Annotated in this window: 20 protein-coding genes; 10 read left to right on the top strand and 10 right to left on the bottom strand. The window is 61.5% G+C overall.

Annotated features, from left to right (window positions below):
• The first annotated feature begins 689 nt into the window (after window positions 1–689).
• The 6 genes from J3O30_RS25870 to J3O30_RS25845 all read left to right on the top strand — a co-directional run bounded on the left by J3O30_RS25870 (window position 690) and on the right by J3O30_RS25845 (window position 8,405).
• Complete coding sequence (locus J3O30_RS25870) at window positions 690–1,403, top strand: HAD-IA family hydrolase (RefSeq protein WP_207584636.1); 714 nt, start codon at window positions 690–692, stop codon at window positions 1,401–1,403.
• 62 nt (window positions 1,404–1,465) lie between these two features.
• On the top strand, window positions 1,466–3,076 hold the full coding sequence (locus tag J3O30_RS25865; protein ID WP_207584635.1) for an ABC transporter substrate-binding protein: 1,611 nt from the start codon (window positions 1,466–1,468) through the stop codon (window positions 3,074–3,076).
• 89 nt (window positions 3,077–3,165) lie between these two features.
• Window positions 3,166–4,116, top strand: coding sequence for an ABC transporter permease (locus J3O30_RS25860; protein ID WP_207584634.1), 951 nt, complete (start codon window positions 3,166–3,168; stop codon window positions 4,114–4,116).
• Window positions 4,113–4,979, top strand: a complete 867-nt coding sequence (locus J3O30_RS25855) for an ABC transporter permease (RefSeq protein ID WP_207584633.1) — start codon at window positions 4,113–4,115, stop codon at window positions 4,977–4,979. The genes J3O30_RS25860 and J3O30_RS25855 overlap by 4 nt, the downstream gene beginning before the upstream one ends.
• On the top strand, window positions 4,976–6,631 hold the full coding sequence (locus J3O30_RS25850; RefSeq protein WP_207584632.1) for an ABC transporter ATP-binding protein: 1,656 nt from the start codon (window positions 4,976–4,978) through the stop codon (window positions 6,629–6,631). The genes J3O30_RS25855 and J3O30_RS25850 overlap by 4 nt, the downstream gene beginning before the upstream one ends.
• Window positions 6,632–7,079: 448 nt before the next feature.
• Window positions 7,080–8,405 carry an FAD-binding oxidoreductase gene (locus J3O30_RS25845; protein ID WP_207584631.1) on the top strand — a complete coding sequence of 442 codons (1,326 nt, stop codon included), beginning with the start codon at window positions 7,080–7,082 and terminating at the stop codon, window positions 8,403–8,405.
• Between the two features lie 114 nt (window positions 8,406–8,519).
• On the opposite strand, the gene J3O30_RS25840 is transcribed toward J3O30_RS25845, so the two are convergent.
• From J3O30_RS25840 to J3O30_RS25830, 3 genes are all read right to left on the bottom strand, one after another.
• Window positions 8,520–11,060 (bottom strand): methyl-accepting chemotaxis protein, encoded by a 2,541-nt coding sequence (locus J3O30_RS25840; RefSeq protein WP_207584630.1) that lies wholly within the window; start codon window positions 11,058–11,060, stop codon window positions 8,520–8,522.
• Window positions 11,061–11,229: 169 nt separating this feature from the next.
• A complete protein-coding gene (gene putA, locus J3O30_RS25835; RefSeq protein ID WP_207584629.1) occupies window positions 11,230–14,937 on the bottom strand; it encodes a trifunctional transcriptional regulator/proline dehydrogenase/L-glutamate gamma-semialdehyde dehydrogenase in 3,708 nt (1,235 codons plus the stop codon).
• Window positions 14,938–14,965: 28 nt separating this feature from the next.
• The gene (locus J3O30_RS25830; protein ID WP_207584628.1) at window positions 14,966–15,169 is read right to left on the bottom strand and encodes a hypothetical protein; all 204 of its coding nucleotides are present in this window, start codon (window positions 15,167–15,169) and stop codon (window positions 14,966–14,968) included.
• Between the two features lie 173 nt (window positions 15,170–15,342).
• On the opposite strand from J3O30_RS25830, the gene J3O30_RS25825 reads away from it, so the two are divergent.
• Together J3O30_RS25825 and J3O30_RS25820 are read left to right on the top strand one after the other, a co-directional pair.
• Window positions 15,343–15,837: an Lrp/AsnC ligand binding domain-containing protein gene (locus J3O30_RS25825; RefSeq protein WP_207584627.1), complete on the top strand. Its 495-nt coding sequence runs from the start codon at window positions 15,343–15,345 to the stop codon at window positions 15,835–15,837.
• A 67-nt stretch (window positions 15,838–15,904) separates the two neighbouring features.
• Entirely contained in the window at window positions 15,905–17,557 is a 1,653-nt protein-coding gene (locus tag J3O30_RS25820) for an acyltransferase (protein WP_207584626.1), read from the top strand.
• 14 nt (window positions 17,558–17,571) lie between these two features.
• Here J3O30_RS25820 and J3O30_RS25815 read toward each other — a convergent pair whose 3' ends face one another.
• A complete protein-coding gene (locus J3O30_RS25815; protein WP_207584625.1) occupies window positions 17,572–18,459 on the bottom strand; it encodes a LysR substrate-binding domain-containing protein in 888 nt (295 codons plus the stop codon).
• 111 nt (window positions 18,460–18,570) lie between these two features.
• Here J3O30_RS25815 and J3O30_RS25810 point away from each other — a divergent pair, with 111 nt between their 5' ends.
• Window positions 18,571–19,824: an aromatic ring-hydroxylating dioxygenase subunit alpha gene (locus J3O30_RS25810; RefSeq protein WP_207584624.1), complete on the top strand. Its 1,254-nt coding sequence runs from the start codon at window positions 18,571–18,573 to the stop codon at window positions 19,822–19,824.
• The gene (locus tag J3O30_RS25805; protein ID WP_207584623.1) at window positions 19,814–20,905 is read left to right on the top strand and encodes a hybrid-cluster NAD(P)-dependent oxidoreductase; all 1,092 of its coding nucleotides are present in this window, start codon (window positions 19,814–19,816) and stop codon (window positions 20,903–20,905) included. The genes J3O30_RS25810 and J3O30_RS25805 overlap by 11 nt, the downstream gene beginning before the upstream one ends.
• A gap of 121 nt (window positions 20,906–21,026) precedes the next feature.
• Here J3O30_RS25805 and J3O30_RS25800 read toward each other — a convergent pair whose 3' ends face one another.
• From J3O30_RS25800 to J3O30_RS25775, 6 genes are all read right to left on the bottom strand, one after another.
• Window positions 21,027–22,037: a GlxA family transcriptional regulator gene (locus tag J3O30_RS25800; protein ID WP_207584622.1), complete on the bottom strand. Its 1,011-nt coding sequence runs from the start codon at window positions 22,035–22,037 to the stop codon at window positions 21,027–21,029.
• Window positions 22,038–22,067: 30 nt separating this feature from the next.
• The gene (locus J3O30_RS25795; protein WP_207584621.1) at window positions 22,068–23,066 is read right to left on the bottom strand and encodes a 4-hydroxyproline epimerase; all 999 of its coding nucleotides are present in this window, start codon (window positions 23,064–23,066) and stop codon (window positions 22,068–22,070) included.
• 16 nt (window positions 23,067–23,082) lie between these two features.
• A complete protein-coding gene (locus J3O30_RS25790; RefSeq protein ID WP_207584620.1) occupies window positions 23,083–23,934 on the bottom strand; it encodes an ABC transporter permease subunit in 852 nt (283 codons plus the stop codon).
• Complete coding sequence (locus J3O30_RS25785; RefSeq protein WP_207584619.1) at window positions 23,931–24,779, bottom strand: proline/glycine betaine ABC transporter permease; 849 nt, start codon at window positions 24,777–24,779, stop codon at window positions 23,931–23,933. The genes J3O30_RS25790 and J3O30_RS25785 overlap by 4 nt, the downstream gene beginning before the upstream one ends.
• 21 nt (window positions 24,780–24,800) lie before the next feature.
• On the bottom strand, window positions 24,801–25,892 hold the full coding sequence (locus tag J3O30_RS25780) for a glycine betaine/L-proline ABC transporter ATP-binding protein (RefSeq protein WP_246762833.1): 1,092 nt from the start codon (window positions 25,890–25,892) through the stop codon (window positions 24,801–24,803).
• Between the two features lie 80 nt (window positions 25,893–25,972).
• Window positions 25,973–26,824, bottom strand: coding sequence for a glycine betaine ABC transporter substrate-binding protein (locus J3O30_RS25775; RefSeq protein WP_207584617.1), 852 nt, complete (start codon window positions 26,822–26,824; stop codon window positions 25,973–25,975).
• Window positions 26,825–26,844 lie beyond the last annotated feature (20 nt).

Here is a 26,844-nt window from a genome sequence, read left to right as displayed (position 1 = left end):
TTGCAGAAATTCTTGGACTTGTCGCGAATTCTACGCTTAGCCAGCGCGGCTTTGAAATCGGCTATGGCACATCACCCTCCAGGTGCCATCTTAGGCGTCGGGTCGAGACGCGACTCGACCGATCGTTTGCGACCCGCTTCACACGCTACTTCTGCATACCCAAGGATAGCCTGAGCGCAATCAGTTCATCTCGATCGATATTGCGGCTCATCCTGGGTTGGCGCAGGCTTGAGTCCGCATCAGAGCGATGCGCGACTGATGCGGGGCTGGCGCCGCTCAGCGAACATCGGCAGTCGCGGCATCTTCGATTGGGCTGAAAGCACCCTCCTTTTCTCAGCGGGCGTGACGGCGTTCATCGATAGACTGCCACCGGCTGCACCGGAACGCTAAGCTCCGTCCGGCGCACACGCTTCACGCTGGACGAGACTGTGACCGATCGGATGTGCACCGGCGATGCAAGCGCGAGAATATCGCGAAAGGGGCAGATTCGGTATTTTGTGCCGCCATATAGCGCCTTTCAGGAGATTCCGGCGCAGTGCAGGTGACAAACTAATATCGGTGAAGGGCTCGGATCCCGGCAAATGCGGGGCCTTCCACATAAGAGCGGGACAATGATCCTGCCTGCGGGAACAGAATATTCTTCTTCGAGAAACCGCGCTCCCGCTGGAGCCGAACACTGGGGAATTCACGTGAGCAAGAGCCTTCCGGAATTCAGATACATGACATTCGACGTCGTCGGTACGCTCATCGACTTCGAGGGCGGCATCAAGGCCTGTTTCGCCGAGATCGCGGCCGAGGTGGGAAGCACAGTGGATGGCGAGCAGGCGCTTAGCCTCTATCGCGCAGCCCGCTACTCCGAGGATGCCGGCCTATTTCCCGACGACCTCGTGCGCGTTTACCTCGCGATCGCACCGAAGCTCGGTCTGCCTGCTGATCGAAAATATGGCGAACGACTACGGGACTCTGTGAAGAGCTGGAAGGGTTTCGCTGACAGCGCCGCAGCGCTGGCCAAACTCGGGAAGGATTACCGCCTCGTTGCGATGACCAATGCCCGCCGCTGGGCATTTAATTTGTTCGAGAAGGAACTCGGCAATCCGTTTTATGCTGCCTTCACGGCCGACGATACGGGCACCGAAAAACCCGATCCCGCGTTCTTCGCGACGGTCTTCGCCTACGTTGCCTCGGAAGGCCATTCGAAGGACGACATCCTGCATGTCGCCCAGAGCCAGTACCACGATATCGGGATTTCCAGGGAACTCGGGCTGGCCAATTGCTGGATCGAGCGGCGACACGCCCAAAAGGGTTACGGCGGAACGATCGAGCCGGTCGAGTTCACCAAACCCGATTTCCATTTCACGTCCATGGCAGGCCTAACAGATGCCGTGGCTGCTGCACGCGCCTGACTTTAAAACCGGATCGGGCCTGCCCGAAACGGGCAGCCCGCCATAGAAAAAAGGGGAATGAGATGAACAACAAGATCACCAATTGGACCAGCTCCGACGACGCCATGATCGAAACCGCCATCCGTCAAGGCGCGACCCGTCGCGAGCTGCTGCACATGATGCTCGCCGGCGGCGTGGCCATGTCCGCAGGCGGGCTGGTGCTTGGCCGCGCCGGCAAGGCGCTTGCGGCGACGCCCGTTTCCGGCGGCGCCCTCAAGGCGGCCGGCTGGTCGTCCTCCACAGCCGATACGCTCGACCCCGCCAAGGCGTCACTCTCCACCGACTATGTCCGGTGCTGCTCCTTCTACAACCGCCTTACCATCCTCGACAAAAGCGGCAAGCCGCAGATGGAGCTTGCCGAGGCGATTGAATCCAAAGATGCGAAGATCTGGACGGTGAAACTGAGGAGCGGCGTCACATTTCATGATGGCAAGCCGCTGACCGCCGACGACGTGGTATTCTCTCTGAAGCGCCATCTCGACCCCTCCGTCGGTTCGAAGGTCGCCAAGATCGCCGCCCAAATGACGGGCTTCAAGGCGGTCGACAAACAGACCGTCGAGATCATGCTCGCCAGCGCAAATGCCGACTTGCCGACCATCCTGTCGATCCATCACTTCATGATCGTTGCCGATGGGACGACCGACTTTTCGAAGGCGAATGGCACTGGCGCTTTCGTCAAGGAGGTCTTCGAACCCGGCGTGCGCTCGGTCGGGATCAAGAACAAGAACTACTGGAAATCGGGCCCGAACGTCGATTCCTTCGAATATTTCGCAATCAGCGACGACAACGCCCGCGTCAACGCCCTGCTTGCAGGCGATATCCACCTCGCAGCCACGATCAATCCGCGCTCCATGCGCCTCATCGAGGCTCAGGGCGACGGGTTCACATTGTCGAAGACGACCTCCGGCAACTATACCAACCTCAATATGCGGCTGGATATGGAGCCCGGTAACAAGCGGGACTTCATCGAAGGCATGAAGTCTCTCGTCAACCGCGAACAGATCGTCAAATCGGCGTTGCGCGGTCTCGGCGAGGTTGGCAACGACCAACCCGTTTCACCAGCAAACTTCTATCATAATGCGGACCTGAAAGCCCGGGACTTCGATCCCGAGAAGGCGAAGTTCCACTTCGAAAAAGCAGGCGTCCTCGGCCAATCCATTCCGATCATCGCTTCCGACGCGGCGAGCTCGTCGATCGACATGGCGATGATCATCCAGGCCGCCGGTGCTGAAATCGGCATGAAGCTCGATGTCCAGCGCGTGCCATCCGACGGCTACTGGGACAACTACTGGCTCAAGGCGCCGATCCACTTCGGCAATATCAACCCACGGCCGACCCCTGACATCCTCTTCTCCCTGCTCTACACCTCGGACGCTCCGTGGAATGAAAGCCAATACAAGTCGGAGAAGTTCGACAAGATGCTGATCGAGGCTCGCGGTACGCTCGACCAGGAGAAGCGCAAGGCGATCTACAATGAGATGCAGGTCATGGTCGCCCAGGAAGCCGGCACCATCATTCCAGCCTATATATCGAATGTCGACGCCACCACAGCCAAGCTCAAGGGTTTGGAACCCAGCCCGTTCGGCGGCCAGATGGGATACGCATTTGCCGAATATGTCTGGCTCGAAGCCTGATAAAGCACCGGGGGCCGGGGCTGCAATCGCGCCCCCGGCTTCCATTTTCGTTGATTAAGCTCAATTCGAACGCCAAAAGGGAGCCGCGCGTGAACAACCAGGTCTTATCCCTTGTGCTGAGCAGATTGCTCATCGCCCTGATCACCCTGGTGATCGTCTCATTCGCCGTGTTCTTCGCAACAACGCTCTTGCCGGGAGACACGGCGACGATCCTGCTTGGCCAGGCGGCCACACCTGAAGCCATCAAAGGTCTTCGCACGGCCATGCATCTCGACGAGCCGGCGCTCTTTCGTTTCCTGCGCTGGTCCGTCGGACTGCTGCAGGGCGACCTTGGCACGTCCTATGCCAACCAAATGCCGATCGCCGACCTCATTGCCGGCCGCTTCGTCAACACGTTGAAACTCGCCGGCGTCACCGCGCTCTTCTCCGTGCCGATTGCTCTGGCGCTCGGGATCACCGCGGCGATGCTGCGTGGCACTGTTTACGACCGGATCGTTACCGTGATCACCATCGGCGTGATCTCCGTACCGGAGTTCATGGTCGCGACCTCCGCCGCGCTGATCTTCGCCGTCTATCTGAAATGGCTGCCGGCGCTATCTTTCGCCAATGAAATTCACAGCCTGGCCGACATGTTGCGCGTCTATGCCATGCCGGTGATCACCCTGACCTTCGTCGTCTCGGCTCAGATGATCCGCATGACGCGCGCGGCTGTCATCGAGACGCTCAACACACCCTATGTCGAGATGGCGCTACTCAAGGGGGCCTCGCGGCCACGCATCGTCTTTCGCCACGCACTTCCCAATGCGCTGGGTCCGATCGTCAATGCCGTTGCGCTTTCACTGTCCTATCTGCTCGGAGGCGTCATCATCGTCGAGACCATTTTCAATTATCCCGGTATCGCCAAGCTGATGCTGGATGCGGTAGCCACCCGCGACCTGCCGTTGATCCAGAGCTGCGCGATGATCTTCTGCCTGGGCTATCTGCTGCTGATCACCATCGCCGACATCATCGCCATCCTTTCAAATCCGAGGCTCCGATGACCATGACCAGTTCCGAAACCACGTCCGGCCGGCTGTCCGGAACCCGGCTTGGCTATCGCTTCAATATCGTCGGAGCCATCGGCCTTGCCGTCATCCTCTCCTGGGCGCTCGTCGCGATCTTCGCGCCCTTGGTCATCCCCCACCCCGTCGGCGAGATTGTCGATCTCGACTATTTCGGCCCAATGAGCCGGGAACTCTGGCTCGGCTCCGACTATCTCGGCCGCGACATGCTCTCGCGAATTCTGATGGGCGCCCGCTACACGGTCGGCATCTCGCTGGTCGCGGTAACGATCGCCTGCTTCTGCGGCGTCGTGCTCGGCATGATCGCGGCGGTGGCCGGCGGCTGGCTGGACACGATCCTCAGCCGCCTCCTCGACGCCCTCAATTCCATCCCGAGCAAGCTGTTCGGCCTGGTGGTCGTCGCGGCCGTCGGTTCCTCAGTCCCGGTTCTGGTCATAACGCTATCGGTGATCTACATCCCCGGCGCCTACCGCTTCGCGCGGGCGCTTGCCGTGAACATCAATGCGATGGATTTTATCACGGTTGCGCGCATCCGTGGAGAAAGCACCCTCTATCTCATTCGCTCGGAAATCCTGCCTAACATCGTCGGACCGGTGCTTGCCGACCTCGGGATCCGTTTTGTGTTCATCGTTCTGCTGCTTTCCGGGCTTTCCTTCCTGGGCCTTGGCGTCCAGCCGCCCTATGCTGATTGGGGCGCGCTCGTGCGCGAGAACATCGGCGGGCTGCCGTTCGGTGCGCCGGCGGTGATGTTTCCTTCACTTGCCATCGCCAGCCTGACGATCAGCGTCAACCTGCTGATTGACAACCTGCCGCATAAAATTCGCGACCGGAGCGTGTCATGAGCAATTTCATTGAAATCCGTAACCTGAAGGTCGAGGCCACCACCGATTCCGGCCGACGCGTCGAGATCATCAAGGGTGTCAGCCTCGACGTTGCTAAGGGCGAGATCGTCGCGCTGATCGGCGAGAGCGGCTCGGGCAAAACAACCATCGCCCTGACCCTGATGGGCCATACCCGTACGGGCTGTCGCATCAGCGGCGGCAGTGTTTCGGTTGGCGGCAAGGACATGGTCACGCTTAGCGAGAAGCAGCGCGCCAAGGTGCGCGGCACCGAAGTCGCCTATGTCCCGCAATCAGCCGCCGCCGCCTTCAACCCGGCCATATCGATCATGGACCAGGTGATTGAAGTCACGCGTATTCATCAGTTGATGTCGCCGGACGATGCGCGCGCCCGGGCAGTCGAGCTCTTTCGGGCGCTGTCGCTGCCCGAACCCGAGACGATCGGCAGCCGTTATCCCCACCAGGTTTCCGGCGGCCAGCTGCAGCGTCTGGCGGCGGCCATGGCGCTGATCGGCGACCCGAGCCTAGTCATCTTCGACGAGCCGACGACGGCACTCGACGTGACCACCCAGATCGAAGTGCTGCGCGCTTTCAAGTCGGTCATGAAGAAGGGCGGCATAGCCGGTGTCTATGTCTCGCACGACCTTGCCGTCGTCGCGCAGATCGCAGATCGCATCGTCGTGTTGAAAGGCGGGGAGACCCAGGAAACCGGCACGACCAAGGAAATCCTCAATAACGCGAAGCACCCCTATACCAGAGAGCTGCTCGCAGCCTTTGAGCCGAAATCGCGTGGCGTAGCAGGCGCTATAGGAAGCGCGACGGAGCCGCTTCTGAAGATCGACGATCTCGTTGCGGGTTATGGACAACGCCAGGCCGACGGCCTGCCCCTCGTTCGCGCGGTCGAGCACGTGAGCCTGAAGGTGGAAAAAGGGCGCAATCTCGGCATCATCGGAGAATCCGGTTGCGGCAAATCAACGCTCGCCCGCACCATCGCCGGCATCCTGCCGGCCGCAGTCGGCAAGATCGTCTTCGACGGAACGGAATTGCGCCGCAGCGCTCGCGAGCGCTCGCGCGACCAGCTGCGCGAGATGCAGATCGTCTTCCAATATGCCGATACCGCTCTCAACCCGGCAAAATCGGTTGAGGACATCCTCGCGAGGCCGCTGGTTTTTTACCACCGCATGGATCGGCAGGCGCGAAACGCCCGGATCGATCAACTGCTCGACATGGTTCGCCTGCCCCGCAACCTCCGCCATCGCCGGCCGGGAGAACTTTCGGGCGGGCAGAAGCAGCGCGTCAACTTCGCCCGGGCGCTCGCCGCCGATCCAAAGCTGATCCTCTGCGACGAGATTACCTCGGCGCTCGACACCGTGGTTGCCGCCGCGGTCATCGACCTGCTCAAGGAATTGCAGCGCGAACTCGGCCTCTCCTACATCTTCATCAGCCATGATCTCTCGGTCGTGGAGGCGATCTGCGACGAGATCGTGGTGATGTATGGGGGCCGGAAGGTTGAGGAAATCACCCACTCGACGGTGAAGGCGCCGACGCACCCCTATTCGCAACTGCTCTTCTCATCAGTGCCGACGCTTGATCCGGCCTGGCTTGATGGGCTCCAGCAGGATCCGGAATTGGTGCGGGCCTATTGTCGGCAATAAGGGTCGGCGTGCTGATCGTTTTGTCCGGCAACGTTTAGAGCATGATGCCGAAAAGTGTGAGCGGTTTTCGGACGACATCATGCTCTAACTCTATAATGTAGAACAGGATTCAGATTTTAGGCCGACTCGGCCTAAAATCATCCTGTTCTGGCATTCGTGAACCGGCCATTCTTCTGCAATCCGCAAAGGATCTTACCTCGTTCCGATCGAGTCTGATCCTACACCTTCTCCGTTTGAGATCGCTAAGGACGCGGAAGATAGCGATGCGGCTTCTCCGACATCGACTACTCAACCGATGAGGCGACGTTGACCACGTTCCGACATAGGCGGAAGCACGAATGGCTGCCGGGCTCCCCGCAAGACGGAATCTTCTGCTGCCGCCATCTCAACTGCGGCAAAGGCGTGGCGCCAGATCCGCTAGACTACAGGCTGAAACGGAGACCCTGCCATGCCCGCAACACTCGATCGCATCGACACCACGCCGGAGCTGCCCACCGCCGCCGATACGGTGGTGATCGGCGCCGGCATCGTCGGTGTTTTCGCGGCCTATTATCTGGCCCGGCGCGGATTGAAAGTCGCCCTCGTCGAGAAGGGCCTCATCGGTGCGGAGCAATCAAGCCGCAACTGGGGCTGGTGCCGGCAGCAGAACCGCGACGCCCGTGAACTGCCGATGTCGACGAAGAGCCTCGATCTCTGGGAGCGCTTCGCCACCGAGACCGGGGAGGACACGGGTTTTCGCCGCTGCGGCCTCTTCTATCTCAGCAATAGCGACGAGGAACTGGCCGGCTGGGCACGCTGGCGGGATTTCGCGCGCTCGGTCGGCGTCACGACGCATATGCTGAGCGGCGTAGAAGCGACCGAACGCGGGCGCGCCACCGGCACCGCGTGGAAAGGCGGGGTATTTTCGCCGACCGACGGCACTGCCGATCCGGCACGTGCCGCGCCGGCCGTCGCGCGCGCGATCCTGAAGCTCGGCGGCACGGTGCATCAGTCCTGTGCGGCCCGCGGCATCGCCGTCGAAGGCGGCAGGCTCTCGGGCGTCGTCACGGAGCATGGCACGATCCGGACAAAAATCGCGATCCTCGCCGGCGGCGCCTGGGCCTCCTCCTTCTGCCGCCAGCTGGGCATTCGATTTCCGCAGGCATCGATCCGTTCGTCGATCCTTTCCGTTTCACCGGGCGCCAGCGGCCTGCCGGATGCACTGCACACATCTGCGGTCTCCGTCACGCGCCGCAGCGATGGCGGCTACACGCTGGCGATCAGCGGCCGCGGCCGCGTCGATCCCACGGCGCAGCAGCTCCGCTTCGCGTCGCAGTTCTTGCCGATGTTCGCCCGGCGCTGGCGCAGTCTCGCACCCGGTGGGTTGGAGGGGTTTCGCTCCGGTCACGAGTCTCTGGCACGCTGGCGGCTCGACAGGCCGACGCCGATGGAGCGCATGCGCATCCTCGACCCGGCGGTCAACCAGGCCACCATTGCCCTCACGCATTCACGGGCACTCGAGCTTCTGCCCGCCTTGAAAAAAACGAGCATCAGCGCGGCCTGGGCGGGCTATATCGACAGCACGCCGGACGGCGTGCCGGGGATCGGCGAGATCGCCACGCTTCCGGGTTTCATCCTCGCTGCGGGATTCAGCGGCCATGGCTTCGGCATCGGGCCAGGCGCCGGTCATCTGATTGCCGATATCGTCACAGGCGACGAGCCGATCGTCGATCCCCGGCCGTACAATCCCGACCGATTCGGAACGTCCGCCTGGGGCAAAGTGGCCGATTTTTGAATGCGGCTCGGCCGAAAGAGAGCTTCATGAAACGCCCACAAATTCGGTGGTGAATGGGTCGATCCCGACAGGAGACTCATCTGTCGCCTCAAAAAGACCGGGGACAGCAAGTGTTCAGGAGACCACGGACATCCGCGGACTGTTGGCAGGCGAGGCGGCCTTGCGACCGTCGGCCGTCTGAAAGTGAGAGATTCTTTCGTTCAATACTTCCACCTGCTGCCGAAGCCGATGAATTTCCGCCGTATTTTCCTCGACCATGGCGGCGTTGTGCTGGGTGATGTGCTCGACGTCTCGAACGGCGTTGTTCACCTCATCGATCCCCTTATATTGCGTGGTCGTCGCAGTCGAGATGACCTGCACCAGCCCGTTGATCGCGGTGAAGTGCTCCATGATCGAGGAAAGCGCCTCGCCGGTCTCCTCGACGAGCCTGACGCCCGCGCCGACCTGCGATGCGCTGGTGGAGATGAGATCCTTGATCTCGCGGGCAGCCTTTGCGCAGCGCTGCGCAAGCTCGCGCACCTCCTGGGCGACGACGGCAAAACCTCTGCCGGCCTCTCCTGCGCGCGCCGCTTCCACGCCGGCATTGAGGGCGAGGAGATTAGTCTGGAAGGCGATCTCGTCGATCACGCCGATGATGCTGCTGACTTTTTCGGATGAGCGATTGATGGCGCCCATGGCGTCGACGGCCTTGGCGACGACGGCCGCGGAATGCTCCGCCTGACGGTGGGCTTCGCCAACCGAAAGCGAGGTCTGACGGGCGTTTTCGGCTGTCGTCCGCACGCTGACGGTCAATTCGCCCAGTACCCGCGAACTTTCCTCGAGGGACGCGGCCTGCTGTTCCGTGCGCCGCGCCAGATCGTCGGCGGCTCCCGAAAGGTTGGTGCTGCCCTCGGCGATCTCGTAGGTCGTGTTGCGGACCTCGGCGAGCGTCAGGCGCAGCGCATCGATGGCGTGATTGTAGGTTTTCGCCATGGCGACATAATCTGCGGCCAGATCCTCGCTCATTTCGGCGGCAAGGTTGCCATTGGCAAGTTTGCCGAGCATGTCCGACAGAGCATTGAGAGCCTCGCTCTGTTCAGCCTCGACACGCGCCTGTTCGGCGGCGCGGCGGGCCTGCTCCCGTTCGTCCCGCGCCCTGTTTGCTTCGGCCACCTCTTCCAGCCTGGTCTTCTCAAGCGCCTGATCGCGGAAGACGGTGACCGATCGGATCATGTCGCCGATCTCGTCGCCGCGCTTGCCGTCACCGATCGGCACGTTCAGATCGCCGTCGGCAAGCCGCATCATCGTCTGGGTAATCCGCTTCAGCGGCCCGCGCAGGGTTTCGATCAGCATGAGGCCGCCGATGATCGCAAGCACAGTGCCCGCAATCATCGCCGCGAGCGACATCGTCGCCGAGCGCTGGCTGATTTCCTTGCCGCTCTCCTGCGCCGTGCTGACGAACTGCTCGAGCGTGTGGCTTGCCGAGGCCACGAGCTCGGTGGCCGCCCCCTTCTCTGCCCGCCACCGATCCGCAATCGAAATCAGAAGCGACGTATCCTTTTCGATCGCCGCAAGCGAAGGCTCGATCTCTTTCGCGAGATCCTGCAGCGCGGCATTTCGCCCGCTCAAAGGCGCAAGCGTCGCGGCGCTTTCGCGCAGCGCCTTGAGATCGGCGAGAGCCGCATCCCGCGCCTCGGCGTCGACGCGTCTGTTCAGTTCGCTCAGGTGCAGGCGCAGATCGTCGATCGATTTGAAAGCGGCGTTGACGATCATCACCATCGAGCGAAGCGTTGATATGCTCGCATCCATGCCGGCAAAGCGCTCGATCGCGGTGTCCGCATTGCCGGAGGCGAGTTTTGCAAACTGCTCCTGAAAGCCCTGCAGGTCCTGGTCGACGGGAGCGTAACTCTCGAGCGACAAGCTGCTGTCCTTGGCCATGACCGCGAGCTTGTCCAGCATCGGCTTCAGCGCTGCAATCTGGCTTTGAGCTTTCTCGGAGGCAAGCGCCTCGCTTTCGCCCGTCTCCTTGACAAGCGGCGGCAGGAGGCTGGCGATCGCCTGGGCAAGCTTCTGGGGATCGGTCGCCCCTCCGGTCGCCTTGCGCAGTTTTGTAATGCGTCCAGCCAGATTCTTATAGGCCGAGGCGTCGAGAAGAAGCGCCCGGACAAAGGCCTCCTTGCCATTCGCCTGATCCTGGAGAACGTCGAGCTGTTTGCGGGCGGTCTGGCTTTCCTTGAACAGTTGGGCGACCGCGTCGTCGATCGCCTGTTCGTTACTGGCGCGCTCCTGCGCCACCGCCCAGAGCGCGTCGGCGCCGCCCTGCATCTTGCCCCCTAGTTCACGCACCATGGATATCTGCTGTTTCTGCGCGGGATCGGAGAGCATCGCATCGAGCGTCGCAGCGCCCTTATTCTGATCGGAAATGCTGGCGATCAGACGATCGCGGGTGGCGGCAGTGGGAAGATCGGTAAAGGCGGTCAGAGCCGATCGCAGTTGCTGAAAGCTAGAAAGAGCTTCGATCGTCTGCCGGGTCAGGGTCATCTGCCCGTTCAGCGTACCGGCGGTGAAATAGCCGAAAAGCCCGATGCCGGCGATGAGGACGATCAGCGGCACCACGAAGAAGAGGACCTTCGTCACGATCCGCATACGCTGCAACAGTCGATCAATCAACGCCATAAGGAAGCCCCGCCCCAGGAAAATAGGCACTTTTACCGGCAGCCCTCTGTTGGGTTGCCGCGCCTCAGCGCACCACAATAGTCACGACTGTTAAAACAATGGTCAATGGTGTCGAGTTTTGGCGGAACATGCGGAGAGGGCGCATTGTCTACGCCCCCATCCGGTTTCCTCAGCCAATGGCCATCAGGCTGGCATTGCCGCCGGCAGCGGCGGTGTTGATCGAGGTCGACACCTCTTCCAGCAGCCAGTTCAAGCAATAGGCCTCGGGATCGCTCGCCAATTCCTCGATCGTCGCGGCCTGGACCAACAGAAGCGGGCCGGGCAGAGCAGCGATCTTCCGATTGACGACCAGAACACTGTCGTGATCCCCTTCGACGAGCGCGCCCGAGAACGGCCCCTCCTTTTCCCAATCCGACGTCCAGGAAACCCGGCCGGCGACAGCCGCCGGGAGATCCGCCAGGACCGATTTCGATAGGGAGCCCGCATCCACGACGATGTGGTTGCCGGTCGACAGGGCTGCGGCGATCTGGCGATGCAGCCCGCTTTCGGTCTGCGGCACGGCAAGAATGCGGCCGCGGGGATGGAGCGCATAGAGATTGAGCTCGCCGACGGGGCCGGTGAGTTCACGCTCAAGTCCGAGCGCTGAACGGCTCGCATAGCCACGCGCTGCCTCTCCCTCGCCCGGCAAGCCCTTCTTGTCGAGCCAGACGATATAGTCGCGAAGGGCGAGGTCCGTATGAACGGAATCCTGCTGCGGCGGCACCGGAGCACGCTGCACCAGCCGGCCGATATAGAGCGGACCGCCGGCCTTCGGACCGGTGCCCGACAGGCCGCGGCCGCCGAAAGGCTGCACGCCGACGACAGCGCCGATGATGTTGCGGTTGACGTAGAGGTTGCCGGCCTTGATGCGGCTGGTCACATGCGCGATCGTTTCGTCAAGCCGGGTGTGAAGCCCGAAGGTGAGGCCGTAACCCGATGCGTTGATGTCGTCGATCAGGCGGTCGAGCCCGTTTCGCTTGAAGCGGACGACATGCAGGACCGGCCCGAAGATCTCCCTCGTCAGGTCCGACAGGGACTTGATCTCGATGATCGTCGGCGGAACGAAGGTGCCGGCCGCCGCACTTTCGGGCAGCGGCAGTTGATCCACCTTGCGACCCATGCCACGCATCTGCTCGATATGCTGGTCGATCTCCGCCTTTGCGCCATCGTTGATGACGGGTCCGACATCGATGCTCAGCCGATCGGTGCGGCCGATCGTCAACTCTCGGAAGGCGCCCTTCAGCATGGCGAGGGTCCGGTCGGCGACATCATCCTGCAGGCAGAGGACGCGGAGCGCCGAGCACCGCTGGCCGGCGCTGTCAAAAGCCGAGGCGATGACGTCGGCCACCACCTGCTCGGCGAGCGCCGAGGAATCGACGATCATGCCGTTCTGGCCGCCGGTTTCGGCAATCAGCGGGATCGGCTTGCCGGTCGAAGACAGCCGTTCAGCCAGCTGCGCCTGGATCATCCGGGCGACTTCGGTCGAGCCGGTAAACATGACACCCGCTGTTTCCGGGGCACCCACCATGCCGGCGCCGAGGCGGCCGCTGCCGGGCACGAACTGCAAGGCGCCGACAGGCACGCCCGCCTCATGGAGGATTTTCACGCTTTCCGAAGCGATGATCGGCGTGACGCCGGCGGGTTTGGCAAGCACGGGATTGCCGGCCACCAGGGCTGCGGCAACCTGCCCGGTGAAAATCGCCAGCGGAAAATTCCACGGGCTGATGCAGACGATCGGGCCGAGAGGCGCATGCGACGGCCCGAGGGTCTTGCGCGCCTGCTCGGCGTAATAACGCAGGAAGTCGATAGCCTCACGCACCTCGCCGACGGCATTGGCGGCCGATTTGCCGGCCTCGCGCATGATAATGCCCATCAGCGTCTTGATGCGGGCTTGCATGATGTCGGCCGCCCGCTCCAGGCAGGCGGCACGCTCCGCGGGCGATACGGCGGCCCATTGCGGCGCATGCTCGGCCGCCATGGCAACGATCCGGGCTGCTTCCTCGACCTTCAATTCGGTGACCGTGCCGACGACGTCGCGGTGATCGGCAGGATTAAGGACGTTACGCGTCACCCCGTCGGTGGAGCCATCGGCAAGGATCGGACCCGCATGCCATGGGCTCGCTGCCGAAGAAACAAGCGTCTGCGCCAGATCGGAAAGGGTCGCCTCGTTCGAGAGATCGAGGCCGTCGGAATTGGCGCGGGCACTGCCGTAAAGCGCCTTCGGCGAGGCGATCTGCGCGTGCGGGGCGCCGACGACCGGCATGGCGGCAACGGTCTCGGCGGGATCGGCAATCAGCGCCTCGACGGAGACGTGCGGATCGGAGATGCGATGCACGAAAGAGGAATTGGCGCCGTTTTCCAGAAGGCGCCGCACCAGATAGGCAAGCAGCGTCTCATGCGTACCCACCGGCGCATAGATACGGCAGGGCCGGTCGAGTTTTTCCTTGCCGACGACTTCATCGTAGAGAGGTTCGCCCATGCCGTGCAGGCACTGGAACTCGTATTTGCCGACAGCGAAATCCGGACCGGCAAGATGATAGATGGTGGCGAGCGTCTGCGCATTGTGGCTGGCGAATTGCGGGAAGACGGCATCCGGTGCGTTCAGCAGCTTGCGGGCGCAGGCGATATAGGCGACGTCGGTGTAGATCTTGCGGGTATAGACCGGATAGTCGTCGAGACCGTCCAGCTGGGCGCGTTTGATCTCCGCATCCCAATAAGCGCCCTTGACCAGACGCACCATGACCCGGCGCCCGGAACGACGGGCGAGATCGATGACGTAATCGAGCACAAAGGGGCAGCGCTTGCCGTAGGCCTGGACGACAAAGCCCAGCCCGTTCCAGCCGGTGAGATCAGGGGCGAAGCAGAGCTCCTCGAGCAGATCGAGCGAAAGCTCCAGCCGGTCGGCCTCCTCGGCATCGATGTTGAGGCCGATATCATAGGTCTTGGCGAGAACGGCCAGCGCCCTGACCTTCGGCAGCAGCTCGCTCATCACCCGGCCGGCCTGCGCCCGCACGTAGCGGGGATGCAGGGCCGAAAGCTTGATCGAAATACCAGGGCCATCATAGATGCCGCGCCCGTCCGAGGCCTTGCCAATGGCGTGGATCGCCTTTTCGTAATCCTTGAAATAACGTTCGGCGTCGGCGGCCGTCGTCGCGGCCTCGCCCAGCATGTCGTAGGAATAACGGAAGCCGCGCGCTTCCAGCGGCCGGGCACGCTTCAGCGCTTCCTCGATCGTTTCGCCGGTGACGAACTGCTCGCCCATCATGCGCATCGCCATATCGACGCCGCGACGGATGACCGGCTCGCCGGCGCGCGCGATCAGCCGCGTCAGCGCTGCCGACAGGCTGCGGTCGTTGACCGTCGAGGTCAGCTTGCCGGTGACGACGAGGCCCCAGGTGGCGGCGTTGACGAACATGGATTTGCCGCCGCCGATATGCGAGGCCCAGTTGCCCTCGGCGATCTTGTCGCGGATCAGCGCATCGCGTGTGTCCGTATCGGGAATGCGCAGCAGCGCTTCGGCAAGGCACATGAGCGCCACGCCTTCCTGGCTGGAAAGCGAATATTCCTGCACCAGCCCTTCGACGCCGGTGCCCTTGTGTTTGGCGCGCAAAGCCTCGATCAGCGTGCGGGCCGTGCTGCGAATGTCATAGCGTTTCGCCTCGGAGACGCGCGCGGCGGCAACGAGCGGCGGCAGGCATTCGGTTTCCGGGCGGCGATAGGCAGCCGTGATCGCCTGGCGAAGCTCGGATTGCGGCCGGATCGGCGGGGCAAAACCGGAGAACGGCGCGCCATTGGCGGGATTACTGGAGGATGCGGGGTCGATCGCTGCGTTCAACATGGGAGTCCCTATCAAATCGGTGTCTGATCTAACGGATAAATGGAACACCGGGCTCATCGTCCCAGGCATCATCCGTGACAACTGGGCCGGAATATTCCGTCTCGCAAAGCGGGCGCGCATCCGGCTTGTCGCGCTTGACGGTGAATGCCGCCGCCACGGCCCTTATCGCCAGCGGCCGGTAATGAACGAGCAGGTCCGGCTTTTGATCGTCATCCGGCTCTCCCTTGTGCATGTATCATCCCCATTTTGGGTTCGGCGCAGACGGCCATCCCGGCAATCTGCCAGGCGGCTTCGCCCTTCCTCCATTGCCCGTCGACAATCTAACACAATCGCAAATCGCGATCTCACTTGATTTTTTCAGTTTCCAGGCTGTATGAACTTATTAACTCACACCAGAAAGATCAAATGGCTATCGATACCGACATCTTTAGTGAATTGGACCAGTTCGACAGGAAGATCCTCGCCGAACTCGCCGAGGACGGCAGGCTGTCGATCACCGATCTCGCGGCGCGTGTCGGGCTATCGAAGACGCCGTGCCAGATCCGCTTCAAAAGGCTGATCAGCGACGGATATATCGAAGGCTTCAAGGCCGTCCTCAATCCGTCGAAAATGCAGCTCGACCATATCGCCTTCGTCGAGGTGAAACTCTCCGATACCCGCGAGGATGCGCTGAAAAGCTTCAACGAAGCCATCAAGAAGATCAGGGAAGTCGAAGAATGCCATATGATCGCCGGCAGGTTCGACTATCTCCTGAAGATCCGCACCCGCGATATCGGCCGCTACCGCCGCGTTCTCGGCGAGCGCATCTCGACACTGCCCCACGTTGCCAGCACCTCGACGAATGTCGCGATGGAAACGGTCAAGGAGAGCTGGGACAAGTTCGGGTCGAGTCTTTCATGAAGAGTGACGATTGCCGACACTCTTGCTAAGCCAACATTCGGCCACGGAAACGAAGACGAGGATCGAAATGGATCAGGCCAATAATTCGCAAGCATCGGCGAACGAGCAGAGAGAAGCGCGCCGGCTGCAATATCTTCCCTGGGAGCGCATTGCGTCGGACCTCGATCATCCCGCCCATCTCGCCCGTAAGGCGGAGCTTCGGCGAGCCTGCGCTGCTGAATTGGCCGAGACGTCCTATATCGCCGAAGATGCCGCAATCTTCACCGAAAGCCTGGCGATGGGTGAGAGGTCCTGGATTGCCGGGCGCGCGCTTGTTCGGGGTGATGTCATCCTCGGCGACGATTGCTCCATCAATCCCTATGCCTGTGTTTCCGGCAAGGTGACGTGCGGCAATGGCGTGCGGATTGCCTCGCATGCATCGATTGTCGGCTTCAATCACGGCTTCGACGATCCTGATCGACCCATCCATCGCCAAGGTGTCATCAGCCTCGGCATCGTGATCGGCGACGATGTCTGGATCGGTGCCAATTCTGTCATTCTCGATGGCGTCAGCATCGGAAATGGCGCCGTGATCGCCGCTGGGGCGGTGGTCACGCAAGACATTCCCGCCCTGTCGATTGCCGGCGGCGTACCGGCAAAGGTGCTGCGGAGCCGAGGCGCGCCGGCCAGGAAATCCGGCACTGCAGACGTCGAAGATCGATTGATCAGGCTCGGTCAGAAAGCGCAGGAGCAATGGCCTGATATTCTTGCACGCTGGAAAACGCCTGAGGCCTATGAATCGCTGGAGGCGGACGGCATCAGGAGACCGGCGATCCGGCATCTGTGCGATGCAATCGAGATCGCGGCCGGCTTCGGCCACCTGCCGCCCGACATCAATCAGTCGGAGACCGTCCAGCTTCTCCAAAATCTCCAGGAACGAGAGGCCGGCCTGTTCCCGGAAGAGCATTCGCGACTGCATGGCGGGTCATTGAGGGAGGATCCAAAGGCGCTCTATAACGTCCTTGCGGTTGGATATGCGCTTGAGCTGCTTGGCTCCAGTCCAAGGAATCCTGTCCACGCGGTCGAGCTCGGCGCGAAAGAGTTGGACGAATGGCTGAGTGCCCTGCCCTGGTCGACCCTGGCGTGGCAGGCTGGGAGCGTGGTCGATGCCATCGGAACCGCGATGTACTTCAATGCAAAGTATTTCGGCATCAGGCAATCACGCCAGGAACTCTTCGAGTGGTTGAGCCGGCATGCCAACAGCGTCTCGGGCCTATGGGGCGAGCCGACAGCGCTGGAAGGATGGTTGCAACCGGTGAACGGCTTTTACCGTCTGACGCGCGGCACCTACGCCCAGTTCGGCGTCGCGCTTCCACATCCGTACGCCTCGCTCGAAACGGTTCACCTCAACTATCGTAACCACAAGGGCTTCGCTGCTCAGAAATACAATGCGTGCAATCTCCTCGATACGATTCATCCTCTGCTGCTGGTTGCCCGCCAGACCGACTACCGACGGGCCGAAGGGGAGGCGATTGCCCGCAATCTCATCTCGAGGGCTCTGGATAGATGGCGGGATGGCGAAGGTTTCCCATTCGCCGACGGTGGTGAACCGAGCCTGCAGGGAACGGAAATGTGGCTTTCTGTCATTCACCTCGCGGCCGATTTCCTCAGCCTCTCCGATCGCTTCGCCTTCGTCCCGAAGGGCGTGCACCGAACGGCGTCTGTGGGACTGGGTTTGTGAATGGGGGCTTTTGATCAACCGTGCAATGATGCCGTCAGCCAGGCGGCGGCAAGGTCGCGGGCATTGCTTCGTTTGGCTTTGACGGGCACGATGACGTTGTATCTGCCTTCGGCGGCAAGCTCGCCGCTGTCGGCCTGCACGAGGGTTCCGTCCTCCAGAAAAGTACCCACCAGCATGCGCCATCCCAGCGCAATCCCCTGCCCTGCGCGGGCGGCGGCGATGGTTTCGGTATAGTGGCTGAACCGAAGCGACGGCTTCACCGCGATATTGGCGCCGGCCAGGGAAATCCATTGTGCCCAGCTATACCAGGAACGATCGAGAACGTCCGTTTCAATGAATTCGTCAGCCGAGCCTAGCGGACCATTGCCTCGACGCCGGAGATAATCCGGGGAGCAGACGGGGGAAATGACGTCGCCGCGCGAGGCGATGACGGTGCCATCGCTGAAGGGCGGTAGGCCGTATCGGATCGCCACATCGACCTCTCCGCCGTGGAGAGCGATCGGGCTATCCTGCGATATCACCCGCACCAGAATGCCGGGGTTCGCCCGGCGGAACTCGGCCAGCCGCGGCAGCAGCCAGAAGGAGGAGAATGCGACGGTTGCCCCGATCGTCACGACGTCCTGGCCGTGCGACTGGATCGCTTCCACGCTCTCGGCGATATCGGCAAAACTCTTCGCCAGCGTCGCGCCGAGGGTGACGCATGCCGCCGTCGGTTCGATCGCCCGATGTTTGCGCACGAACAAGGGCTGGCCGAACTCCTCCTCCAGCACCGCAATCTGCCTGCTGACCGCTGCCTGGGTGACGCCGAGTTCGCTCGCAGCCAAGGTGAAGCTCTTCCTGCGCAGCACTGCTTCCAAGGTCACCAGCGCCGTCAGCGACGGGAGCCGTCTTCGAAACTGCATCCTGAAATTCCTTTTCGCATGATAAAAACTTATGCGAACGTGATTTTTTATGCCGTTGAAGCCCCTGCAATACAAGAGCAATTTACAGAAACGATCACATAAGGGGTTCTCATGCTAAACAGGCTTCCATCCTCGATTTCGGCGCTGCTGGACTCCCGCTCCGAGGGCCATTCGCTCCCGGCCGGCCTTTATGTCAGAGAGGACGTGTTCGACGCTGATATCGAGGTCTTCTTCCACAAGCACTGGATCTGCGTCGGTCTCGACTGCGATGTTCCCGAAGCCGGCGACGCCACTGTAATCGATATCGGCAAGACGAGCCTGATCCTGCTGCGCGACGACGATGGCGAGATCCGCGTGCTGCACAATGTCTGCCGCCATCGCGGCTCCCGCCTTCTCGATCCGGGCAAAACGATCGTTTCGAAGCTCGTCTGTCCCTATCACACCTGGACCTATGAGCTGACGGGCGAGCTCAGCTACGCCCCTCATATGGGCAAGGATTTCGACAAGGACTGTCGCGGCCTGAAGCCGGTCACCTTCAAATCGATCGGTGGGCTGATTTACGTCTGCCTGTCCGACAATCCGCCCGAGGACATTGCCGGCCTCGAGCAGGCGATGACCGAGCGCCTCGCGCCCTACGATATCCGCAACGCCAAGATCGCCCACCAGACCGACGTCATCGAGGACGGCAACTGGAAGCTGACCATGGAGAACAATCGTGAATGCTATCATTGCTCGGCCAACCACCCGGAACTCTGCGTCTCCTTCGTCGATCTCGACTTCGGCTTCGATCCAGAAACGCTGAGCCCGGAAGATCGTGAACAGGCCGCGGAGCATTTTCGGCTCTATGAGAAGCGCACGCAGGCATGGGAGGCCGACGGCTTCCCTTCGGCCGCCGTCGAGCAGCTCGCCGACTGCGCCACGAACTTCCGCACGCAGCGGCTGATCATATCAGGCGCCGGAGAATCCCAGACCCATGATGCCACCGCCGCATCCTCGAAGCTTCTCGGGCAGATGACCCGCAAGGATCTCGGGGACATGCATCTTTGGGGGCACAACAGCTGGAACCACTTCATGGGCGACCATGCCGTCGTGGCAATTGTCATCCCGCTCTCGGCAGGCAGGACGCTTGTCCGAACCAAGTGGCTGGTCCACAAGGAGGCCGTCGAGGGGGTCGATTACGATCTCGACAAGCTGGCGGATGTCTGGGTAGCGACGACGGATCAGGACGCGGACCTGGTCGCCCGCTCCCACGCCGGCACGCTCGATCCCGCTTATGAGCCAGGGCCCTACTCCCCCTTCTCCGAGACGAACCTCGACAAGTTCGCCACCTGGTACATCGACCGGATGCGCACCCATGGATACTAGGAACCCGCAGGAATTGCCCGGAAACGCCGTTCTCAACGGCGTTTGGAATCCCGAGGAAGACGACGCGCTCGTCTGCCTCGACGTCCAGCAGGAAACCCATGACGTCAAGACGTTCACTTTCGCATCACGCGGGGGCAAGCGGTTCGCATTCAAGGCCGGACAGTATTTTCTGTTCGACCTGGAACACAATGGAGATGCTGAAAGCCGGTGTTACAGCATTTCCTCTTCGCCGCATCGAACGAACGCCTTCTCCGTTACGGTGAAGCGCGTTCCGGACGGAAAGATTTCCAACTGGCTTCACGACACCCTCGTTCCCGGGGCATCAGTCAAGGCGAACGGCCCGCTTGGCAACTTCGTCCGGTCCGAGGCGCCGGGACGTAAGCTTCTGCTGCTTTCAGGTGGCTCGGGCATTACCCCAGTCATGTCCATTCTGCGGGAACTCGCAGACAGCTGCGAACCTGCCAACGTCGTCTTCATGCATGCCGCGCGCACACCGCTGGATCTGATCTTTCGCGACGAGCTTGCCTGCATCGCCGGTAGGCTGAAAGCCCTTCGGCTCCATTTCCTCCCGGAAACCGTCGCGGGCGAGGCGTCGTGGCCAGGCCTTACCGGTCGCATTTCGGCAGACTATGTCAGGCTTGCGGTTCCGGATATCGCCGAGCGAACGGTGATGTGCTGCGGCCCCGCGCCGTTCATGGCGGCAGCGCGCGGCATTTCTGCCGAGCTCGGCGTCCCCGCCTCGCACTATCTCGAGGAAAGCTTCGACGCCGCGGTCATCGACGAACCGGAAATCCCCGCGGTTCAGGATGCTGCCGCCAAGGCCTTTCAGGTCACCTTCTCCAAGCAGGCCCGCAGCATCGAAGTAACAAGCGGCCAAAGCGTGCTCTCGTGCGCGAAGAAGGCGGGCGTCAGGATTCCCTCCTCCTGCGCCAATGGCGTCTGCGGCACTTGCAAGTCGAAGCTGACCTCCGGCGCGGTCGACATGAGCCACAATGGCGGAATCCGCCAGAGGGAAATCGACGCCGGCTTTTTCCTGCCCTGCTGCTCGAAGCCGCTCAGCGATCTCGTCATCGAGCGCTGAACACTGAGCGAGGGCGACGTCACTCGCCAAGGGATCGGAGAGCATCAAACTGGAAACGCAGGCTCTGATCATGGCCAAGGGAGCGGCTGACAGTTTCCCGCGGAAGATATTTGAAGTGCGTTCAGTGCACTCTCGAAGCCGCTGCGCGATGCTGCGACGGGGTCTGCCCGAAGGTGCGCTTGAACGTTCGTGTGAACTGCGAGGCGTTTTCGAAGCCGACATCAAGCGCGATCTCGATCAGCGGCGCCTTCGATTGGACGAGGATCGATTTTGCCCGCTCCATGCGAACCCGATTATAGGCCTTGGCAGGAGACATTCCCGTCTTGTCGAGGAAGATTCGTTCCAACTGCCGCCGTGACAGGCCGACCATGGCGGCAAGCTTCTGGATCGATATGCTGCCGTCGACGAATTGCTCCATGGTAATCATCGCCGCCTTGACGCGGGCGTCGTCATAGTCGTCGTATAGCGGACGTCGGGGCTGTATATCAGCCGTCGTCCGGGCCTTCTCGATCTGAAGGACTTCAAGCGCATTTCTCTCGGCATCGCGGCTGATATACTTCCTGACCAGCAACGCAGCCATGTCGGCGGCGCTGCTGCCGCCTGCGCAGGATCCACGCTGGCGATCGAGATTGAAGAGCCGGTCGGACCGAACGCCGAGGTCGGGAAACCGCTCGCGAAACTCCTTGTAATGCAGCCAGCTCACGCAGGACTCGTGCCGCTTCATCAGGCCTGCCGCCGCAAGAATGAACGAACCCGTGCACACGCCGATCAACGGCACCTTCTTGGCATCCGCCTGCCGGAGAAAGGTGATGGTCTGCTGGTCGACAGGGTTCTCCACCGTCAGAAGACCGCCGACGACCACAATGTAATTGAAATTCGACGGATCGACGAAATCGGACGTCGGAGCGACCTGGACGCCGCAGCTCGAGTTTATCAGGTGCCGCGTGCTGCCAATCACCTGCCAGTCAGCAAGGACCCTGCCGGAACGATCCTGCTCGTCGCTGGCAAGCCGCAGCGTGTCGATGAAGAGCGCGAAGGCCGACAGCGTGAACGATCGCGCCAGAACGAACCCAACCTTGAGCCGGGCGGGTTTCGCGGCGCCGTCTGCCTGCCGATGCTGCTCCGGTCGCATAGTCATCTCCTTGCCGCTGCTGAGCAGCGCTTATCGAATCTGAAAACCGTGCGCCAGGGGGTCACGATCGTCAACGAAAATGGTGTTGTGCCCGATGACGCGGGCCCAGCCGCCGATGCTCGGAAGAATACCGCGATAAGATCCGATACTTGCCTCGGCTTCAACCCGGCCCTCGAAAACGGTTCCGATCAGGCTTTCATGACGGTAACTCGACCCGACCGACATCCGCCCCTTCCCATAGAGTTGGGCCATGCGCGCCGAAGTGCCGGTGCCGCCTGGTGACCGGTCGATGGCTTTCTCACCGTAGAAGACCGCGCAGCGCCCACCGGAGTGGTCGTTCACAGGGCGATCGCACCAGATCGCGTGATGCACGCCGGAAATCCTGGCGTCGTCGGGATGAACGGGATCGCAGACACTCGCAAGTGCCGCCCTGAGCTTCTGGCTGCAGCCGACGATATCGGACGCCGTCATGCCGTCGAGCCCGCTCCAATTCTCTTGCGGTTCGATGACGGCATAATAGTTGCCGCCATAGGAAATATCGACGCGCAGACGGCCCATTCCTGGCACATCGACCTCGACATCGGCCTCATGGAGATAGCTCGCGACATTGTGGAGGCGAACGGAATCGACATATCCGCCCTTCTCCTCGTAAGTGACGTCCACTCTGCCGGCAGGCGTTTCGATGGCGACCCTTCCAGCTTCGCGCGGCTTGATCAACCCTTCCTCGATCGCGGCGGTCACGGTGCCGATGGTGCCGGCGCCGCACATCGGCAGGCAGCCGCTCACCTCGATGAAAAGAACGGCGAAATCGCAGTCCTCCCGATAGGCCGGGTAAATGATCGAGCCTGACATGATGTCATGCCCCCTCGGCTCGAACATCAGTGCCTTGCGCACCCAGTCGTGGTCGCGGACGAAGATCTCCCGGCGCTCGCCCATGGGCACATGCGGAAGCAGCGGACCACCGCCGGCGACGAGACGGACGGGATTGCCGCAGGTATGCGCATCGATGCAGAAGAAGCTGTTTCTCATCTTGTTATGTCCTTGCTCATCTCGCCTTCGGCAGCCTGTCGCGGTCGAGCAGGCCGCGGGATACCCGGTCGAGTAGCAGGGCGACCGCGACGATCGCCAGGCCTGCTCTCAAGCCAAGGCCCATCTCCATGCGCGTCAGGCCGCGCGTCACTTCCGCGCCGAGGCCGCCTGCGCCGACGAGGCCGGCCAGCACGACCATCGCCAGCGACAGGAGAATGCATTGGTTGAGCCCGACCAGCAGCGTCTGCTTGGCCAGGGGGATTTCGATCTTCCAGAGGATCGATCGCGGCGGCGCGCCGATGGCGCTGCCGAGTTCGATGAATACCTTCGGGACCTGGTTGAAGGCCAGCGTCGTCAGGCGGAGCATCGGCGGAATGCCATAGACGATGGTGGCGATGATTGCCGGCACCCGTCCGAGGCTGAAGATCATCACCGCGGGGATGAGGTAGACCCATGGCGGCACGGTCTGCATGACGTCGAGAACCGGTCGCACCACCGCCTCCAATGTCTTGTAGCGTGAGCACAGGACGCCGAGCGGGAAGGCGATGAGCACGGAGATAAGGACTGCGACGGTCACCAGCGAGAGGGTCTGCATCGATGCCGTCCACAGCCCGACAAGAAGGCAGAATCCCAGACAGAGGCCTGCCAGGATTGCGGCGCGGAGGCTGACGGCAAAAAATGCCAGGAGGACGACGATCGCAATCAGCGCATAGGGCGGCACAAAGAGGAGTGCCCCCTCGAATGCAGAAAGCACCGCTTCGACCACGGAACTGATGGCAGCAAACAGCGGGTGAAGGTTGGTGTTGAGCCAATCGACTGATGGAGCCAGGAAAGCGCCAGGCGAAAACTGAAAGGTTGACGGATTCATGACTTCCTCCCTGCGCCCAGCCGAGCGGCACTCTGGGTTATTCGGTCAAGCACCATAGTCAGTACCACGATGGCGATCGCGCCGTTGATGGAGGTGGCGATGTCGAGTGTCCTGATCGCGCCGTAGATCGTCTCTCCGAGCCCGCCGGAACCAACGATGCCGGCGATGACGACCATGCCAAAGGCCATCATCAGGCTTTGATTGATGCCTGCCATGATGCTCGGCAGCGCAAAGGGAAGGCGGATCTTGAAGAACATCTTGGTCGGCGTGGTCCCAAGCGCCTCTCCAAGTTCGATGAACTCTTTGGGCGTCATGCGGATACCAAGCGAGGTCAGGCGGATGGCCGGCGGCACGGCGACGATCACGGTGGCGATCAGCGCTGTGGCCGGTCCGTAGCCGAGCAGAGCGATCGCCGGCAGCAGGTAGATATAGGGCGGAAGCGTCTGGATCAGATCGAGGCCGGGCTCCATGAAACGATCCAGCGCCGTGAAGAAGCCGGCGGCGATTCCGATCGGAATGCCGATCGCCAAGGCGATTGAGGTTGCGGTCAAGACCAGAGCCAGGGTGCTCATCGTTTGCGGCCACAGCCCCATCGAAAAACAAAGCGCCAGCGCGATACAGCTGAGGAGAGCGAACCAGATATTGACCAGCCGCCAGCCGATAAGCGCCACGATCAGAGCAACCACGTAGAACGGCGGGAGTTGCAGGAGCCAGAGGATTCCGTCATAGAGCCCTTCGAGAACCTGTCTGATATAGTCGAACAGGAACTCCCCATTGTCGCTCACCCATTCGAGCACGGAGTCCGTCCATTCGTCGAAAACATCGGTGAAGGCTGAACTATCCATGTCAATCAGCTCCAGTTGGGGTCACGCCGCCGTGAGATTGTGGGCCGAGGTTCCTTTGACGCCCATCAGCAGGCTGCGCAGCGTGACCACGCCGACGACCTGGTCACTGTCGACGACGGCGATGGCATCGCGCTCCGACTGCATCGTCAAAGAGATGAGTTCGTCGATATCGGCGTCCGGCGTCGTGCGTGCCAGCAACGCGATGTCGACGTTCGGCGTGCTCTGCTGGAATTCGGCGACACTACGCATGACCGAATGCGCCTTGATCAGATGAAGGCGGGATATTCCCGCGACGAATTCGGCGACATAGGCGTCGGCCGGGTTGAGGATGATCTCCTCGGCCGTGCCGGTCTGGATGATGACGCCATCCTTCATGATCGCGATGCGGTCGCCGATGCGGATCGCCTCGTCGAGATCATGGGTGATGAAGACAGCGGATTTGCCCAGGGCTTTGGTCAACTGGCGGAATTCATCCTGAAGCTGACGGCGGATCAGTGGATCGAGCGCGCTGAACGGCTCGTCCATCAGAATGATCTCGGGGTCGGAGGCGAGCGCGCGAGCAAGCCCGACGCGTTGCTGCATGCCGCCGGAAAGCTCGTTGGGGTATCGGCTGAGCCAGTCGGCGAGGCCAACCTTCTCGAGGGCGGCCGCGGCAGTCTTGTTTCGCTCCGGCTTGGAAATTCCCTGGACCTCGAGGCCGAAGGCGGCATTTTCCAGCACTGTCCGGTGCGGCAGCAGCGCGACGCTCTGAAACACCATGCCGATGTTCTTGGCCCGCATCTGCCTGAGATCAACCGGCGACAAGGCGGCGATGTCGCGTCCCTTGACGAGTACCTTGCCGGAACTCGGCGTGATCAGCTTGTTGAGAAGGCGGATAAGCGTCGATTTTCCGCTTCCCGACAATCCCATGATGCAGAAGATTTCGCCCCGCCGGACCTCGATGCTCGCATCGGAAACGCCGACGACACAATTGAATTCCTTCAAGACGTCTGTCTTTCCGAGGCCGCGCTCCTTGATTGACTTCATCGCTGCGGCGGATTTGCCTCCGAAGACCTTCCAGAGGGATTGGCAGTCGATCAGGACATCTTCGGCATCGATATTGGCGGTTTTCATCGCGATCCCCTTTGAGCCAATCGGCGCTGGCTTCTTCATTTCAGGTTGGCCGCCCGACGGATCGGACGGCCATGAAGCGATTACTTCTTCTTGATGTTTTCCCAGCGCTTGATCAGGTCGGCATGGCTGCCGATCCAATCCTGCACGGCCTGGTCCATCGTCTTGCCGTCATTGACTTCACCGTTGATGGTGGTGATGTCGGCGATTGGCACGTAGACGCTTGCCATGACCTCGCGGGCGTGCGGGTTTTCTTCTGAGAAGCCCTTATGGCCGATCCAGTAGTAGCTCTGCGGCGGCGGGAATACGCCCTTCGGGTCCTTGAGATACTTGACCTCGTACTTCTGGACCATCCACGACGGCTCCCAGATCGTGACCGCGATCCATTCCTTGCGATCATAGGCGGATTTCAGCGCCGCCGTCATCGCGGCCGTGCTGCCCTCGACGAGCTGGAGCTTGAGGCCGTAATCCTTGACAGCATTCGCCGTATCGCGCATCAGGCCGGCGCCCGGCTCGATGCCGATAATCTTGCCGCCGAATTTGTCGGCATTTTCACTGAGCTGATCGAGCGAGTCGATCGGAACATATTTCGGAACGGCAACGCCCTGGTAGAGGCCGTGCGACACCGGCGAAATCTTCTCGAGACGGTTCTTGTTCTTGTCCCAGTAATCCTGAGCGACGTAGTCGGTCTGCGAGGTGAGAGCCTGGATATCGCCCTTGGCAAGAGCGGCATAGGCGATGCCCCATTCGGAAAACTCGGTCACCTTGACGGTGTAACCGGCATCTTCGAGAACCTTCTTGGTAATGCCGGTGATGGGCGTCAGGTCTTCCCATGACATCGTGCCCAGATTGATCGTCTTTTCTTCCGCGCGAGCAGGAAGGATGCTGATCCCTATCACCGCAGCGGCGCAAAGCGCCTTCCACAAAGTCTTCATTGTTCTTACTCCTGGTTTTC

It is taken from the genome of Rhizobium sp. NZLR1 (genome assembly GCF_017357385.1).
Classification (GTDB): Bacteria; Pseudomonadota; Alphaproteobacteria; order Rhizobiales; family Rhizobiaceae; genus Rhizobium.
The sequence above is the reverse complement of the archived record's forward strand: the minus strand, read 5'-3'. Positions and strand labels throughout refer to the sequence as shown.